We start from the raw sequence: 16393 nt of genomic DNA on the forward strand, positions 1-16393 counted from the left end.
TTCATGAAGTCTGACATCCACCCCACATATGCCCCCGTGGTCTTCCGCGACCTCGCGTCGGGTGCGACCTTCCTGACCCGTTCGACGGTCTCGAGCGCCAAGACGATCGAGTGGGAAGACGGATCCACCTACCCCGTCATCGACGTGGAAATCTCCTCTGAGTCGCACCCGTTCTACACGGGCAAGCAGCGCATCATGGACTCCGCCGGACGCGTGGAGAAGTTCAACTCCCGCTACAAGGGCTTCGGCAAATAAGACCGACGCACTCGAGCGCGATACACGAAAGGCGAGCAGCCACGGCTGCTCGTCTTTTCTGTACCCCGCGTTCCGTACCCCGCGCGGATGCCTGCGGTGCTGCTCGCGTTACCGCTCGGGCCACGCGCCGCTCGCGACGAACTTCGGGTCGCGTTCGCGGCGCATGTAGTCCTGGAAGCGCTCGGCCTGCTGCATGGACCACTGCACCTGCAGCTCGTGCAGTTCGGCGACCGTGCCCGGCAGCACGGCGACGTGGGCCTTCGCGATGGCCTGGGCGACCCTGCCCGCGGCGATCGCGTCCGCACCGGCGTCATGGGCGTCGTCGAGGGACACCCCGTAGTAGGCGCTCGTGACCTCGAGGGTGCGCTTGCCCTTGCGGTAGCGGTCCACCTGCTTGTCGATGACCAGCGGGTCGACGACGGGGGAGGGCGACACGAGTGGTGCGACCCCGTAGCGGATGGCCTCCCGGTTGAGCAGGGAGAGGTCGTACGGCGCGTTGTATGCCACGATCGGAAGGCCCCTGCTGAGCAGTTCCCGGATGGTCGCGACGATCTCGGTGACACCTTCGCCGGCGGCGCGCCCGTTCGCAACGGCCTGGGCCGTCGTGATGCCGTGCACGTTGGTCGCCTGCTCGGGGATCTCGATGCCGGGGTCGAGCAGCCAGTCGATGCGCTCGACGACGGCCCCTGAGACATCGATCACGGCCACCGTCGCCGAGACGATGCGACTCGTCTCCACGTCGATTCCGGTCGTTTCGAGGTCGAAGACGGCGAGGGTGTCACTCCAGTTGCTCATGGGGCCAGCCTAGGGCCGACCGCCGACATCCCCGGGCGTCGACGCCGCTCCGTCGCGCGCGTCCTGCGTAAACTGGAGGGGATGATTGTTCCTTCGCCATACGACGCCCAGCTCGCCCGGATCCCGGTGAGCGTTCACACCGTCCCGGTGCTCGGGACCGACACCCGCTACTGGGAGTACGGGGATCCCGCAGCGACGACGACGATCGTGATGGTGCACGGCTTCCGCGGCGACCACCACGGCCTCGAGCCCGTCGTCGCCCAGCTCGCGGGGTATCGCATCCTCTCGCCAGACCTGCCCGGCTTCGGCGAATCGGCGGCGCTCACGACCCTGGGACACGACGTGCCCGGCTACTCGGAGTGGCTCAGGGGCTTCGTCTCGGCGGTCGCCCCGACCGGGCGCACCGTGATCCTCGGGCACTCGTTCGGCTCGATCATCGTGGCCTCCGCCGTCGCGGGCGGACTGCCCGCGGATGTCGTCGTGCTCGTCAACCCGATCGCGGCGCCGGCCCTGTCCGGTCCCCGCGGAATCCTCACCCGCCTCGCGGTGTTCTACTACTGGTCAGCGGCCGCCCTACCGGAGCGGCTCGGCTTCGCCCTGCTCCGCAACCGCGTCATCGTGCGGGTGATGAGCATCGCGATGGCCAAGACCCGTGACCCCGCCCTGCGCCGCTGGATCCACAACCAGCACGACCGGTATTTCTCCGCCTTCTCCGATCGCCGGGTCGTGCTCGAAGCCTTCCGCGCGTCCGTCGGAAGCGACGTGAGTGAATTCGCCGCGCGCATTCCGCAACGCACCCTGCTGATCGCGGCGGACAAGGACGACATCACCCCCGTCGAGGCCCAGTACCGGCTGCGCGCGCTGTTCCCGGACGCCCGTCTCTATGTCATCCCCAACGTCGGGCACCTCATCCACTACGAAGTTCCCGCCGAAGCGGCAGAACAGCTGCGCCGCTTCCTCGACGAGGCGGCGTCGGCATGATCGGCCCCGGCATGATCGGCCCAAGCAGGATCGAGCTGACAGCATGAGGATCGTTTTCGACTGCCGCTACACCCGGTTCGACCGGCACGACGGCATCAGCCGCTACACCTCCGAACTCGTCACCGAGCTGAGCCGGCTGCACGCCGTGACGATGCTCATCAGCGACCACAGGCAACTCGCGATGCTCCCCGCGCTCCCGTGGCAGCTCGTGAACGCGCCCACGAGCATCCGCGAGCCCCTCGTCGGCCTCCGCGTCAACCGGCTGCACCCCGACGTCGTCTTCAGCCCGATGCAGACCATGGGTTCTTGGGGCCGCAACTACAGACTGCTGCTCACCGTCCACGACCTGATCTACTATCGCAACCGCACACCCCCGCGCGACCTGCCCGCCTTCATCCGGCTGCTCTGGCGGTTCTACCACCTGTCCTGGTGGCCCCAGCGGATGCTGCTGAACCGCGCTGACGGCGTCGTCACGGTCTCCGAGACGACACGGGCACTCATGCTGAAGCACCGCCTCACCCGCAAGCCCATCACGGTCGTCCCCAACGCCGCCGGTGCCCTCGGCGAGGCGGCAGGCGCAGGGACGGGCGTGCGTCGCACCGGGCCGGCAACGGGCAGCCTCGTCTACATGGGCTCGTTCATGCCGTACAAGAACGTCGACACGCTCGTGCGCGCCCTCGCTGACCTTTCCGGCCATGACCTGCACCTGCTCAGCCGGATCGGTGACACGGAGAAGGCCCGCCTGCAGGGGCTCGCCCCCGGAGCGCGGATCGTTTTCCACGACGGCGTCTCCGACGCGGAGTACGTGTCCCTGCTCGATTCGGCGACGGCCCTGGTGACCGCGTCCCTCGACGAGGGCTTCGGGATCCCCCTCGTCGAAGCGATGAGCCTCGGGATCCCGGTCGTCGTGAGCGACATTCCGATCTTCCGGGAGATCGGCGGTGAGGCCGCGCTCTACTTCGAACCGCGCGACGCCGGGGGGCTCGCGGCTGCCGTGCACCAGCTCGACGAACCGGGGGAGTGGGCGAAGCGCTCAGGGCTCGCCATCGACCAGGCCGCCCGGTACAACTGGGCGGACTCCGCGCAGATCCTGCTCCGCGCGATCCGGGAGACCGCTCAGCCCGAGTAGTGCGTGTTCTCCGCTAAACCGCGGATCGTCGCGTCGAAGTGCTCGAGCTCGAGCCGGCCGTCGGTCCAGAGGAAGTCGTGGACGGATCCGTTGGCGATGATCTCGTCGGGGTGCGGGCGCACGCCGGCGGTCAGGTAGCGGATCAGGGTTCCGATCACGCCGCCGTGGCAGACCACGAGTACCGCGTCACCCGGGAACTCCTCGGCCACGCGGCCGAGGGCCGGAAGCACCCTGTCGAGGACCTGTTGGCGCGACTCGAGGCCGGGCACCGGCATCCCGTTCGGGAACTGGCGCTGCCGTTCTGCGAACGTGAGGCCCTCGATGTGGCCGTGGTGACGCTCGGTGAGGTCGTCGATGATCTCCGGCCGCGGCAGGCCGAGTTCCCCCGCGATGATGCGGGCGGTTTCCGCGGCCCGGTCGAGCGGGCTCGAGACGATCTTCTCCCAGGCGGCGGAGCTCTCGGTCAGGCCGCCGTCGAGGCTGGGCGCCAACCCCGCGCGGCTGCGCTTGAGGAGCCGCAGGCCGGTCTCGGCGGCCTGGGCCCGTCCCGTCGAGTTCAGTGGGATGTCGGTGCGGCCCTGGATCCGGGTGGCGAGGTTCCAGTCGGTCTGGCCGTGTCGGACGATCGAAAGCCTGGTCTGCAACCGGTGCATGGTCTCGCGTGGCCCCTGTCTGCGCTGTCCTGTCTGGCGCTGTCCCGTCTGGCGACCAGGACCTCCTCTACCCCGTGAGGCGTTCGGCGAGCCCGGCCAGCACCTCGGAGGTGCCGGCTTCCAGCTTAACCAGTGCGCGCGCGTCTCCCTTGGTCACGCCCCGATTGATGACGATAATCGGCAGTTTGCGCCGGCGGGCCTGTTCGAGCAGTCGGATGCCCGAATTCACCGCGAGAGACGATCCGGCGACGATGAGCGCCTGGGCCCCGGCGACGAGGGCGGTGGCCTCGACGAACTTGACCGTCGGCACGAGCTCGCCGAAGAAGACCACGTTGGGTTTGAGCATCCCGCCGCAGACTGTGCACGCGGGGATGACGAAGCCCGTGAGGTCGGTGACGTCGGCGTCACCGTCCGGTGCGAGACGGGCGGAGTCCGGCCGCCGCAGGGACGGGTTGTCGGCTTCGAGGCGGGCCGCGATGCTCTCCCTGTCGAAGGCCTGGCCGCAGCCGAGGCAGACGACGAGATCCATCGAGCCATGCAGGTCGACGACGTGGCGGGAACCGGCCCTGGTGTGCAGCCCGTCGACGTTCTGGGTGATCACGCCGGAGATGACACCATGGGCCTCGAGGGCGACGAGCGAACGGTGCCCGAGGTTCGGCTCAGCTGCGCGGAACCGACGCCAGCCGAGGTGGCTGCCCGCCCAGTACCTGACCCGGGCCCGGGGGTCGTCGATGAAGGTCTGATAGTTCATCGGGGTGCGGACCGGCGCGCCCTTCCCCCGATAGTCGGGGATGCCCGAATCCGTGCTGAGCCCGGCGCCGGTCAGCACCGCAGCACGCTTTCCGCGCAGGAGTTCGGCGACCGTGTCAAGGGTGTCGGCCGAAACCTCGCCCGCGACGGGAATCGTCTCGGTGGTCATAACGCTCCGTCCTGTCCACTCCGAGTCTAAGCTGGCCAGTTTTCGTCCTTGTTACAGAACACGGGTACGTGACCTCGAGTACGTGACCGGGTGAGACAACTGGCAGTCTGGACGTGTTCTCCTTCGAAAGGCAAATCACCGTGCAGATCATCCACATCGACTCCCTCGACCTTCCCGGTCTTGCCGACTACTCCCAGCTCACGGATGTCGCGCTCCGGCGGAAGTCCGAACCGGCGGGCGGCCTGTACATCGCCGAGTCGACCAAGGTCATCGCGCGCGCCCTCGAGGCCGGACATCGCCCCCGCTCGGTGCTCCTGCAGGAGCAGTGGCTGCCCGACGCCCTCGAACTGCTCGCCGACTGGCCGGACGTGCCGATCTACGTCGGCGCGGCATCCGTGCTCGAAGAACTGACCGGGTACAACCTGCACAGGGGGGCACTCGCCGCGATGCACCGACCCGTGCTCGCGCCGGTGTCCGATCTGGTCAGGGGCGCCCGCCGGATCGTGATCCTCGAGGACATCGTCGACCACACCAACGTCGGCGCTATCTTCCGCTCGGTCGCCGGACTCGGCGCCGACGCCGTTCTGATCACCCCGCGCTGCGCCGACCCGCTCTACCGGCGCAGCGTGCGCGTGAGCATGGGCACGGTGCTTCAGGTGCCCTGGACCCGGCTCCCCGAGTGGGACGAAGCCGTTCCTCTGCTGCACGAAGCCGGCTTCCACCTCGCAGCACTCGCCCTCGCGGACAACGCGGTGAGCCTCGACGACTTCGCGATCGACCCGCCGGAGCGGCTCGCGATCGTGCTCGGCGCCGAGGGCGACGGGCTCAGCAGGCAGGCGCTCTCTGTCGCGGACACGGTCGTCACGATCCCGATGCTGCACGGCGTCGACTCGCTCAACGTCGCATCCGCGAGCGCGGTCGCACTGTACGCGCTGCGCTGACCGGGACTGCGCCGCGCCGCGGTGTCCAGCGTTTCCCTATCCGTGGATCGGTAAAGTGAGCGGATGCCTTCCGCGAGTCGTTCCACCATCCTGCGTCGCCGATTCGCGGTCCTCGGGGGCCTGCTCGTCGTGATCCTCCTCGGGGGCTACTTCGCGACAACGAGTGCCGCAGCACTTCCAGCGTCGTCAGCGACGCTCACGCAGCCTGCCGCGCTCACCCAGCCGGCGACGGCAATGAAATGGCCGGGAATCGGGGAGGGCGCGATCGGCGCCGTGGGCTACGACGGGGTGCTCGGCTCCAGCGGCAGCCAGTCCGCCGTGCCGATCGCGAGCATCACCAAGATGGTCACCTCCCTCGTGCTGCTCGAGGCGAAGCCGCTCGCGGCCACCGAGGCCGGCCCCGACGTGAAGTTCACCGACGCCGATGTGCAGATCTACTACGACGTGCTCGCCCAGGACGGCTCGGTCGCCCCCGTCGTGTCCGGGATGGTGCTGAGCCAGCGCCAGGCCCTCGAGGGCATGCTGCTGCCCTCCGCGAACAACTACAGCATCACCCTCGCGAACTGGGCGTTCGGTTCTGTCGACGCGTATCTGAAGGTCGCCAGGGCCTGGCTCACCGACCATGGCCTGACCGGGACCACGATCGCGGACACGAGCGGGATTTCGCCGCTGAGCGCCAGCACGCCGGCCGACCTCGTCGAGATCGGCAAACTCGTGCTGAAGAACCCGGCGCTCGCCTCGATCGTCTCGGAGAAGACGGCCACGCTGCCGACGATCGGGACGGTGACCAACACCAACGAGATGCTCGGCGAGCACGGTGTCGACGGCATCAAGACCGGGACGACGGACGAAGCCGGCGCGTGCCTGCTCTTCTCCGCGGACTTCACCGTCGGAGACACGACCGTGACCCTCGTCGGGGTCCTGCTCGGCGGGACCACCCACGACACCCTCGACGCCGACATCGGGCGGCTCATCGAGAGCGTCAAACCCGGCTTCCGTGAGGTCACCCTGACCGAAGCCGGTGCGTCCTATGGAACGTACGCGAGCGTCTGGGGGCAGAACGGTTCGGTCGTGGCCGCCGAGAAGGCATCCGCCCTCGTCTGGTCTGACACGGCCGTCACGGGCGTCGCAACGGCCCGTTCGGTCGGGGTCGGCTCGGACGGAGACGCCGTCGGGTCTCTCGACTTCGTGGTCGGCACCCAGAAGATCAGTGTGCCCCTGGTGCTGGACGGCACACTCAGCGATCCCGGACCCGGCTGGCGCTTCACGCACCCTGGCGAACTGCTCGCGTCCCGCTGACGCCTCTGCGCTGTGTGAAGAGCTGGGCTACTTGACGGCCTGGCGGAACGGCCCGGCCTCCGGGCGTTTGGGCAGCACGTGGTCCCCGGACGACTGGTGCCTGATGCGGCGCAGCACCCACGGCACGAGATACTCCCGCGCCCAGACCATGTCCTCGCTGCGCGCCTGGCGCCAGGTCTGCGCGGGCAACGGCTCGGGCTCGGAGGGTTCGAGACTGTTGGGCACGTTGAGCACGTCAAGCACCATCCGGGCGACGGTGTGATGTCCGAGGGCGTTCAGGTGCAGCCGGTCGGGCGCCCACATCCGTGCGTCCTGGATCTCGGTGAGGGCCCACAGGTCGGCGACGACGCAGTCGTAGCGCGCAGCGACGGCACGGATGTTCTCGTTGTAGATCGCGATCTTGCCGCGGATCCCGCGGAAGACCGGGGCGAACCCGACATCGGCGCCCGTGAACAGCACGATCGTGGCTCCGTCGCGGCTGAGCAGGCGCACGGCCTCATCGCACCGGGCGGCGATCTCGTCGGGGTCTGACCCCGGCCGGATCACGTCGTTGCCGCCTGCCGAGAAGGTGATCAGGTCCGGGTGCACGTCGAGGGCCTGCTCCAGCTGCTCGTCCATGACCTGCCGGATCAGTTTGCCGCGCACGGCGAGATTCGCATACGCGAAGTCCGTCGAGCCCTGGCTGAGTACCTCGGCGACGCGGTCTGACCAGCCGCGGAACCCTCCCGGGCACGCGGGCTCGGGATCCCCGACACCCTCCGTGAAGGAATCGCCGACGGCTACGTACCGCGACCAGGGATGCAATGGCGTTGTCATCAGTCCATTCTCCTCGTTTGCACGAAACTGTCGGTTCACCTTGCTAGGTTCTATTGAAGTGACTACCTCAGCAGCGTTCGAACCGAACCAGGGAACGAGTGCAGCCGAACACCTGTCCCCGTCGTTCCCCGGCCGGGCCGCCTGGGGTACCGCGACCAAGCTGCGCGCCTGGCAGGAAGAGGCCCTGGCCGCCTATTTCGTGCACCAGCCCCGTGACTTCCTCGCCGCCGCGACACCGGGAGCAGGCAAGACCACGTTCGCACTCCGGCTCGCGTCCGAGCTTCGTGCGCGGCACCTGATCGACCGCATCACCGTCGTAGCCCCGACCGAACACCTCAAGCGCCAGTGGGCGGATGCCGCCGCTCGCGCGGGCATCCGCCTCGACCCCTCGTTCAAGAACGCGGACGGGCGTTACGGCAACCACTTCCACGGTGTCGCCGTCACGTACGCTCAGGTCGCCAGCCGGGCCGCCCTGCACCGCGAGCTCACCCAGTCCAGCCGCACCCTCGTCATCCTCGACGAGGTGCACCACGGGGGCGACGCCCTCAGCTGGGGCGATGCGATCCGGGAGGCCTTCGAACCGGCGACCCGCCGCCTCTCCCTGACCGGGACCCCGTTCCGGTCAGACACCTCGCCCATCCCCTTCGTCAGCTACCTGCCGGACGAGCACGGCATCCGTCTCTCGCAGAGTGACTACAACTACGGCTACGGTCGCGCCCTTGCCGACGGCGTCGTGCGCCCGGTCATGTTCATGGTCTACGCCGGGCACATGAAGTGGCGCACGCGTGCCGGCGACGAGATGGAAGCCAAACTCGGCGAGGGCAACACCAAGGACATCACGAGCCAGGCCTGGCGTACGGCGCTCGAGCCGACCGGGCAGTGGATCCCCGCCGTGCTGCGCGCCGCTGACTCGCGCCTCACCCAGGTCCGGCACGGCATCCCGGACGCCGGCGGCCTCGTCATCGCAACGGACCAGTCAGCCGCACGCGCGTATGCCACCATCCTCGAGGAGATCTCCGGGGAACCGGTGACCGTCGTGCTTTCTGACGAGAAGGAGTCGAGCGACCGGATCGACGAGTTCTCGAAGAACACCCGGCGTTGGATGGTCGCCGTCCGGATGGTGTCAGAGGGTGTCGACGTTCCCCGGCTCGCCGTCGGCGTCTACGCGACGAGCGCATCGACACCCCTGTTCTTCGCGCAGGCCATCGGCCGCTTCGTGCGCGCCAGACGGCGCGGCGAGACGGCCTCGATCTTCCTGCCCAACGTGCCGAGCCTGCTGAGCCTCGCCAACGCCCTCGAACTCGAACGCGACCACGCGCTCGACCGGAGCAACAGGGACGACGGCGACGACGGGATGTACAACCCCGAAGACGCGATGGTCGCCGCGGCGAACCGGGACGAGAAGGGGTCGGACGGACTCGGCGAGGACGAGTTCACCTGGCAGGCGATCGACTCCCAGGCGACCTTCGACATGGTCATGTTCGACGGCGACGAGTTCGGCCAACTCGCCGAACCGGGAACGGACGAGGAATTCGACTTCATCGGCATCCCCGGACTCCTCGAGCCGGAACAGGTTTCTGAGCTGCTCCGGCAACGGCAGTCCCGCCAGGCCAAACGGTCGACCGACCGGCGAAAGAACCCGGTCACGGGCGAGATCGCCCCCGAGGAATCGCCGCCGCTTTACCGCACCCTCAAGGAACAGCGGACCTTGCTCGCGAGTCTCGTGGGCATGTGGTCGAAACTCGCGAATGAGCCGCACGGGATCGTACACGCCGAACTACGGCGGGTCTGCGGGGGACCCGCAGTTGCCCAGGCGAGCGTGACCCAGCTGCAGAACCGGATCGACTTGCTGCGTCGCCGCCTCGGCCGCAGCTGAAGCCACCGCCTCGCGCGATCGATCCTCGATCGTTACCCGGTCCAGGCGCAGACCCTTGCGTCAAGGAATGATTCGTCGCATAAGCTCTTAGGGACGAAAGAGTGTGACTGATGGAACCGAAGAAAGCCGAAATCGACAGGGTCGACCGGGCATTGCTGAAGGCCCTCTCGGTCAACGCGCGAGCCTCCGGCGCCGCACTGGCTGCCGAGATCGGTGTCGCCGAGTCAACCGTGTCGCTCCGGTTGCGCCGGCTCCAGCAGCTGGGCCACATCCGCGGGTACCGGGCGAACATCGACCTCGCAGCCCTCGGAGCCTCCCTGCAGGCGCTCATTTCCGTGCGGCTCGTCAAACACGCCCGGGTGCAGATCGACGACTTCCGTAATGCCGCTCCGCACTGGCCCGGCGTCATCGGTCTCTTCCACACCGCGGGGGCCGACGACTACCTCCTGCACGTCGCGGCGGCGAACGCGTCCGCGCTGCGTGACTTCGTGCTCGAACATCTCGCCGAGCATCCTGCTGTCGCGCACACCGAGACCAACCTCATCTTCGAGTACGTCGACGGTGACGGCTGGCAGGACCTCGTCAACTAGTCGACGACCGTCCCCTCACTGAGCGCGGTGACGGTGCGGAAAGTCTTCCGGCGGGCGCCCGGTCGCCAGGATCTCGGCCGGTCGCCTGCCGGCGTCAGACCACGGTCCGGCCAAGCCCAGCACGGCGAGGGTGCTGGTCGGCATCGGTATCCACGTTCCGGTGAGGAGTTCGGCGAGGCCGGTGATCCCGGGATTGTGCACGACGAGAACGACCGTGTGGTCCTCGTCGGGAAGCTCCCTGACGACGTCGAGCAGTTCGTCGGCGGATGCCGCATAGCCGCGGCTGTCGACCACGGTCGGCGGCGATTCCGTCAGTTCACCCTCGGCGATTTCCCAGGTGCTGCGAGCGCGGTGCGCGGGGGAGACGACCGCGAGATCGACGTGCCCGATATTGCGGGCGAGCCACGCTCCGGCGAGCGGCGCCTGGCGCAGTCCCCGTTCGGCGAGCGGGCGCTCGAGGTCGGAGACCTCGCCGGACCAGTCGGACTTGGCGTGCCGCAGCAGGATCAGGGTGCGCTCACTCATACCCTGAGTCTGCCACCGACGGCCGGACAGGTTGTGCGAAATCCGGCTCCTGACAGGGCGAACGGAATCTGGGATGATGCCCTCAGCGCACCTGAACGGACGACAGGGACCGGAGGCACATGACCAAGAACAGGCTCGAAGCGTTCAGCGATGGCGTGCTCGCCATCATCATCACGATCATGGTGCTCGAGATCCGGGTCCCGGAGGAACCGACCTGGCAGGGGCTCGTGACCATCCTGCCCACGCTGTTCAGTTACCTGCTGAGTTTCCTCTACATCGGGATCTACTGGAACAACCACCACCACTTGCTGCGCCTCGCCTCCGGCGTGAACGGCGGCATCCTCTGGGCGAACCTGCACCTCTTGTTCTGGCTCTCCCTGTTCCCCTTCGCTACGAGGTGGAGCGACGAGTCCGGCTTCGCCGAGGTCCCGGTCATGGTCTACGGGTTCACGCTGCTCCTGGCCGCCGTGGCGTTCTACATCCTGCAGCGGACCCTGATCCGTTACCAGGGCGCCGACGGAGCCCTCGCCACGGCCCTCGGACGGGACTGGAAGGGCAAGGGCTCGCCCTTCATCTACCTGGCCGGGATTCTGCTCGCCCTGGTGCAGCCGCTCGTGTCCATGGGCGTTTTCGCGATCGCCGCACTCATCTGGCTGGTGCCGGACCGGCGGGTCGAGCGTTTCGTCGGAGACGGCCGCGCAGACTAGGGCGGCGGCGAGAAAAGCTTCGGCTTAACGAAGTAATGCCCCCGCCGAAGCGGGGGCATTACTGGAGCTCTCTGGGCGAATGACCTCGGTCAGACGCAGTTCAAGCAGTGTGCTGATTCAGCACTGAGCAGAATCAGAGGGCGCGGATGTTCTCGGCCTGGGGACCCTTGGGGCCCTGGGTTACCTCGAACTCGACCTTCTGGTTCTCGTCGAGGGACTTGTAGCCATTGGAAGCGATCGCGGAGTAGTGCGCGAACACGTCGGCGCTTCCGTCGTCGGGAGCAATGAATCCGAAGCCCTTTTCAGCGTTGAACCATTTCACGGTACCTGTTGCCATTTTTGAAACTCCTCCAGGAGTGTTAGACCGACCCCGACTGTCGGGGCCGTTCGTCGCGGTATTCGTCGTCCGCTTCCGAAAGGAATACGCCGCATGGACCGAAGTCCGTGCGTTTTAAGACGTGCAAGCACTACAACTACTGGGACAAGACTAGACCACTTCGCTCGGTAAGAACCGGATTTGGGGCGAATTCGAGTCATAACCGTTACGTTTTATGAATATTTCGCCCGAACAGGGGCGGTATTCAGCCCACCTGTCAATCGACGGTCGCGAAGTCGATGAGCTGTTCGACCCTGCCGAGGAATGCGGCCTCGAGGTCGGCATACGACCGGACCCGGCCCAGGATGCGTTGCCAGGCCCTGGCGATGTCGGCCTGGTCCTCGTGCGGCCAGCCCAGGTGCTCGCAGATCCCGTGTTTCCACTCGACCGTGCGGGGGATCGTCGGCCAGTCCTTCATCCCGAGTCGCTCGGGTTTGACGGCCTGCCAGACGTCGACGTAGGGGTGCCCGACCACGAGGACGCTCCGCCCGTGCGGGCCGCGAGCGACGTTCTCGGCGATCCGGCTCTCCTTGGACCCTGGTACGAGGTGGTCGACGAGCACGCCGACCTTCCTGCCTGGTCCCGGGCTGAATTCGGTGAGGAGTTCCTCGAGGTTGTCGACTCCCTCGAGGTATTCGACGACGACGCCCTCGATCCGGAGGTCGGCGCCCCAGACCTTCTCGACGAGTTCGGCGTCGTGCCGACCCTCGACGAAGATCCGGCTGCCGCGGGCGACCCGCGCGCGGGTCGCGGCCATGGCCAGGGAACCGGATGCCGTCCGGGCGCGTTGCTGGGCCGCCCTGGCGGGCACGACGAGTCGGACGGGCTCCCCGTCGATCAGGAACGCTGAGCCGAGGGGAAAGAGCCGGAGCGCGCCGTGCCGGTCCTCGAGGGTCACGATCTGCTTCTCGAGGCGCACGATGGCGCCGCAGAACCCCGTGGCGACTTCTTCGACGACGAGGTCGCGGACGGCGTCGTGGGTCGGGATGACCTTCCGTCCCACCTCGCGCCAGCCCGGCCTCAGGGCGTCCTGTCCGTATCGATCGTCATTCACCCGTTCGACGTTAGCCGAAGACCCACGGGAGAGGGACGGCTCTCTCAGCGGAAATCCCGGGAGGTCGTCGGCGCCGCGAGGGTGAGGGTTTCGAATTTGTCGGCGAGGAGATTCGTGACGCCCTCCGGGGAACGCTCCAGGATGCCGCGCACCACGAGCGCGGGCGATTCCCTCGCGATTCTTCGGTAGCGGTTCCAGACGCCGATTCCGGCGATGACGTTGAGAGTCCCGGTTTCATCCTCGATATTGAGGAAGGTCACCCCGCCGGCGGTCGACGGGCGCTGCCGGTGGGTGACGACGCCGCCGACCTGGATCCGGCGTCCGGACTCGGCGGCGGGAAGCCGGTCGATCGGAAGGGCACCGCGTGCGGCCAGGCCCGCGCGCGCGTGGCTGATCGGATGGTCGTCCGGGGAGATGCCGGTTGCCCAGAGATCATAGACGACCTGTTCGACGGGGCTGAGCAGGTCGAGCAGAGGCGGCTGCACGGTGACGGCGGTTCCGCTGAGGTGGTTCGGTCGTTCGGTCGCCGCCTCTCCGGCCGTCCACAGCGCGGTCCGCGGTTCGAGCCCGAGACCGGAGAAAGCACCGGCGGCGGCGAGCGCCTCGAGCTGTTCCGTGTTCAGGCCGACCCGCCCCGCGGCATCCGCCATCGACAGGTACGGCCCGTTGAGGCCGCGCTCTGCGACGATGCGGCCCGCCAGGTCGCCGCCGATGCCGGAGACCTCGGCCAGGCCGAGGCGCACCGCGAAGTCGCCGTCCCTGCGGTGGTCTGCCCAGTCCGGCGGAACAGCTCGGTCGAAGGGCGGCACCGGAGGCTGCTCTGGGCACAGGCACACCGAACGGCGAACTGTCGGGGGACCGTCGGTGGTTTCGAGGCCCGCGTCGGCGCCCGATCGGAGGATGTCCGGACGGAGCACGGTGACGCCGTGGCGGCGGGCGTCCGCGACGAGCGACTGCGGAGAATAGAAGCCCATCGGCTGGGCGCGGAGGAGGGCGGCCAGGAAGGCGCCGGGGTAGTGCAGGCGCAACCAGGCGCTCGCGTACACGAGCAGGGCGAAGCTGATCGAGTGGCTCTCCGCGAAGCCGAAGTTGGCGAAGGCCTCGATCTTGGCGTAGATCGTGTCGGCCACGTCCCCGGTGATGCCGTTCGACGCCATCCCGGCGTAGAGCCGGTCGCGGAGGGTGGAGATCTTCTCGATGCCGCGCTTGGATCCCATCGCGCGACGGAGCAGGTCGGCGTCCTCGCCGGAGCACCCGCCGACGGCCATGGCCATCTGCATGAGTTGCTCCTGGAAGAGCGGGATGCCGAGTGTGCGTTCGAGCACGGGCTCGAGTTTCGGGTGCAGGTACGTCACCGGTTCCTGGCCGAGCTTGCGCCGGATGTAGGGATGCACGGCGCCGCCCTGGATGGGCCCCGGCCGGATCAGGGCGATCTCGACGACGAGGTCGTAGAAGCGGCGCGGCTGGAGGCGGGGCAGGGTGCCCATCTGGGCGCGGCTCTCGACCTGGAAGACTCCGACGGAGTCCGCCCGGCAGAGCTGGTCGTAGACGCCGGCTTCCTCGCGGGGGATGGTCGCGAGGGTCCAGGTCTCGCCGAGGTGTTCTGCGGTGAGGTCGAAGGTGTACTGGATGGCCGCGAGCATGCCGAGTCCGAGCAGGTCGAACTTCACCAGGCCCATCCAGGCGCAGTCGTCCTTGTCCCACTGCAGCACTGTCCGGTTGTCCATCCTGGCCGGCTCGATCGGGCAGACCTCGCCGACGGGGCGGTCGGTCAGGACCATGCCGCCGGAGTGGATGCCGAGGTGCCTGGGGGAGCCGAGCAGCTGCTCGGCGAGGTCGGTCACGAGCGGGGGGATGTCGTGTTCCGGACTCGAGACGGATTCGCTCCAGCGCTCGACCTGCTTGGACCAGGCGTCCTGCTGGCCCGTGCTGAAGCCGAGCGCCTTGGACATGTCGCGCACGGCGACCTTCGGCCGGTAGGTGATGACGTTCGCTACCTGGGCCGCGTTGAGCCTGCCGTAACGGCCGTAGACGTATTGGATGACCTCCTCGCGCCGGTCGGAGTCGAAGTCGACGTCGATGTCCGGCTCCTCGTCGCGAAGGCTCGACAGGAAGCGTTCGAAGGGGAGCCGGTAGAAGATGGAGTCGACCGCGGTGATGCCGAGCACGAAGCAGACGGCCGAGTTCGCCGCAGAGCCGCGGCCCTGACAGAGGATGCCGCGGCTGCGCGCGAACCGGACGATGTCGTGCACGATCAGGAAGTAGCCGGGGAAGTCCTTGGCCTCGATGACCGCGAGTTCCTTCTCGATGCGTTCGAGCACCGACGGAGAAGCTCCCGGGTACTTCTCGGCGACGCCGTCCGTGACCAGGGACCGCAACCAGGTCATCGGTGTGTGCCCCGCAGGGACATCCTGGCGGGGAAGGCGGGGGCGCGCCCGGCGTAGCGAGAAGGCGAGTTCGGCGGCGAGCGGAACGGTGTTCGCGACCGCGCCGGGATAGCGCGCGAACCGGGCGGCCATTTCGGCGCCGCCGCGCAGGTGCGCTCCGTCGGAGCCGGGGAGCCAGCCGTCCATCTGGTCGAGGCTGCGCTGGGCGCGCACGGCGGCGAGCGCGGAGGCGAGCCGGGAACCTGCCGGCGTTGCGTAATGCACGGCGTTCGTGGCGAGCACCGGCAGGCCCGCGTCAGCGGCGAGGCCCGCGAGGGCGTCGTTGCCGGCGCTGTCCGCGGGGTAGCCGTGGTCGTACAGTTCCACGAAGACGTTGTCCCTGCCGAAGAGGCGCACGAGTCCGGCCAGTTCCCTCGCCGCAGCAGCAGGCCCCCCTGTGACGAGAGCCCGGCGCACGGCGCCCTTGCGGCATCCGGTCAGCACGGCCCAGGTGCCGTCGGCCTGGGCTGCGAGATCCTCGATGTCGTAGACCGGACGGCCCTTCTCGCCTCCCGCGAGATGGGCGCTCGTGAGGGCGGCGGCGAGCCGATGGTAGCCGGCCTGGCCGCGGGCGAGAACGAGCAGGTGGGAGCCGACCGGGTCGGGAACGCCGGCCTGCGGCTCGCCGAGGCCGAGGGACAGCTCTGCTCCGAAGATGGTGGCCAGGTTGGGAAAGCTCTCGGCCGTCTCGGCGAGGCGCACGGCGCCGTAGAGCCCGTCATGGTCGGCCAGGGCGAGAGCGGAGAGTCCGAGCCTCGAGGCCTCCTCGAGCAGGGCCTCCGGCGAACTCGCGCCGTCGAGGAAGCTGAAGTTGGAGTGCGCGTGCAGTTCGGCGTACGGCACGAGGGCAGCCCGCGTGGTTGAGCCGGCCGCAACGGCGGGCTCCGCCGGGCGGTATGGCCTGCGCCTGCCCGACCACGCCGGGCTGTCGCCGCCGTCGGCTCCCGCGGGCGGACCGCCGGGGCGGCGCCGGTCGGAGAGGGCGCGCTCGAGTTCGGACCACGGGATCGGGGGATTGCTCCAGCCCATCAGTCGGTTCCGTTCTGAGTCA

At 68.3% G+C, this 16393-nt stretch carries 16 protein-coding genes; 8 read left to right on the plus strand and 8 right to left on the minus strand.

Features of this window, described 5'->3' with window-relative positions; genetic code table 11:
* Positions 1-3: 3 nt before the first annotated feature.
* Complete coding sequence (locus E3O50_RS06925; protein WP_134446605.1) at positions 4-255, plus strand: type B 50S ribosomal protein L31; 252 nt, start codon at positions 4-6, stop codon at positions 253-255.
* A 108-nt stretch (positions 256-363) separates the two neighbouring features.
* On the opposite strand, the gene E3O50_RS06930 is transcribed toward E3O50_RS06925, so the two are convergent.
* A complete protein-coding gene (locus E3O50_RS06930; protein ID WP_134446604.1) occupies positions 364-1050 on the minus strand; it encodes an exonuclease domain-containing protein in 687 nt (228 codons plus the stop codon).
* 81 nt (positions 1051-1131) lie between these two features.
* On the opposite strand from E3O50_RS06930, the gene E3O50_RS06935 reads away from it, so the two are divergent.
* Both E3O50_RS06935 and E3O50_RS06940 read left to right on the plus strand, forming a co-directional pair.
* A complete protein-coding gene (locus E3O50_RS06935) occupies positions 1132-2031 on the plus strand; it encodes an alpha/beta hydrolase (protein ID WP_134560141.1) in 900 nt (299 codons plus the stop codon).
* 43 nt (positions 2032-2074) lie between these two features.
* Complete coding sequence (locus E3O50_RS06940; RefSeq protein ID WP_134560143.1) at positions 2075-3160, plus strand: glycosyltransferase family 1 protein; 1086 nt, start codon at positions 2075-2077, stop codon at positions 3158-3160.
* On the opposite strand, the gene E3O50_RS06945 is transcribed toward E3O50_RS06940, so the two are convergent.
* Together E3O50_RS06945 and E3O50_RS06950 are read right to left on the minus strand one after the other, a co-directional pair.
* Positions 3148-3804, minus strand: coding sequence for a histidine phosphatase family protein (locus E3O50_RS06945; RefSeq protein WP_241975454.1), 657 nt, complete (start codon positions 3802-3804; stop codon positions 3148-3150). The two genes, E3O50_RS06940 and E3O50_RS06945, sit on opposite strands and share 13 nt — an antisense overlap.
* Before the next feature lie 76 nt (positions 3805-3880).
* The gene (locus tag E3O50_RS06950) at positions 3881-4732 is read right to left on the minus strand and encodes a Sir2 family NAD-dependent protein deacetylase (protein WP_134446600.1); all 852 of its coding nucleotides are present in this window, start codon (positions 4730-4732) and stop codon (positions 3881-3883) included.
* A gap of 140 nt (positions 4733-4872) precedes the next feature.
* Here E3O50_RS06950 and E3O50_RS06955 point away from each other — a divergent pair, with 140 nt between their 5' ends.
* Both E3O50_RS06955 and E3O50_RS06960 read left to right on the plus strand, forming a co-directional pair.
* The gene (locus E3O50_RS06955; RefSeq protein WP_134446599.1) at positions 4873-5673 is read left to right on the plus strand and encodes an RNA methyltransferase; all 801 of its coding nucleotides are present in this window, start codon (positions 4873-4875) and stop codon (positions 5671-5673) included.
* 63 nt (positions 5674-5736) lie between these two features.
* Positions 5737-6972, plus strand: coding sequence for a D-alanyl-D-alanine carboxypeptidase (locus tag E3O50_RS06960; protein ID WP_134560147.1), 1236 nt, complete (start codon positions 5737-5739; stop codon positions 6970-6972).
* Positions 6973-6999: 27 nt separating this feature from the next.
* Here the strand turns inward: E3O50_RS06960 and E3O50_RS06965 are convergent, their stop codons facing one another.
* Positions 7000-7788, minus strand: a complete 789-nt coding sequence (locus E3O50_RS06965) for an SGNH/GDSL hydrolase family protein (RefSeq protein ID WP_134446597.1) — start codon at positions 7786-7788, stop codon at positions 7000-7002.
* Between the two features lie 58 nt (positions 7789-7846).
* Between E3O50_RS06965 and E3O50_RS06970 the strand changes: the two genes are divergently transcribed.
* The gene (locus E3O50_RS06970) at positions 7847-9664 is read left to right on the plus strand and encodes a DEAD/DEAH box helicase (protein WP_134560149.1); all 1818 of its coding nucleotides are present in this window, start codon (positions 7847-7849) and stop codon (positions 9662-9664) included.
* Positions 9665-9774: 110 nt separating this feature from the next.
* Positions 9775-10254 carry an Lrp/AsnC family transcriptional regulator gene (locus E3O50_RS06975; RefSeq protein WP_134446595.1) on the plus strand — a complete coding sequence of 160 codons (480 nt, stop codon included), beginning with the start codon at positions 9775-9777 and terminating at the stop codon, positions 10252-10254.
* A 15-nt stretch (positions 10255-10269) separates the two neighbouring features.
* On the opposite strand, the gene E3O50_RS06980 is transcribed toward E3O50_RS06975, so the two are convergent.
* Entirely contained in the window at positions 10270-10779 is a 510-nt protein-coding gene (locus E3O50_RS06980) for a histidine phosphatase family protein (RefSeq protein WP_134560151.1), read from the minus strand.
* Between the two features lie 119 nt (positions 10780-10898).
* Between E3O50_RS06980 and E3O50_RS06985 the strand changes: the two genes are divergently transcribed.
* Positions 10899-11486 carry a TMEM175 family protein gene (locus E3O50_RS06985; RefSeq protein ID WP_134446593.1) on the plus strand — a complete coding sequence of 196 codons (588 nt, stop codon included), beginning with the start codon at positions 10899-10901 and terminating at the stop codon, positions 11484-11486.
* Between the two features lie 133 nt (positions 11487-11619).
* Here E3O50_RS06985 and E3O50_RS06990 read toward each other — a convergent pair whose 3' ends face one another.
* From E3O50_RS06990 to E3O50_RS07000, 3 genes are all read right to left on the minus strand, one after another.
* Positions 11620-11823, minus strand: a complete 204-nt coding sequence (locus tag E3O50_RS06990) for a cold-shock protein (protein WP_035840308.1) — start codon at positions 11821-11823, stop codon at positions 11620-11622.
* 256 nt (positions 11824-12079) lie between these two features.
* Positions 12080-12916: a DUF3097 domain-containing protein gene (locus E3O50_RS06995; RefSeq protein ID WP_134560153.1), complete on the minus strand. Its 837-nt coding sequence runs from the start codon at positions 12914-12916 to the stop codon at positions 12080-12082.
* A 44-nt stretch (positions 12917-12960) separates the two neighbouring features.
* Entirely contained in the window at positions 12961-16371 is a 3411-nt protein-coding gene (locus E3O50_RS07000) for an error-prone DNA polymerase (protein ID WP_134560155.1), read from the minus strand.
* Between the last annotated feature and the right edge of the window lie 22 nt (positions 16372-16393).

Origin of the sequence: Cryobacterium sp. MDB1-18-1 (genome assembly GCF_004402735.1) — a bacterium.
In the GTDB taxonomy this organism is placed as follows: Bacteria; Actinomycetota; Actinomycetes; order Actinomycetales; family Microbacteriaceae; genus Cryobacterium; species Cryobacterium glucosi.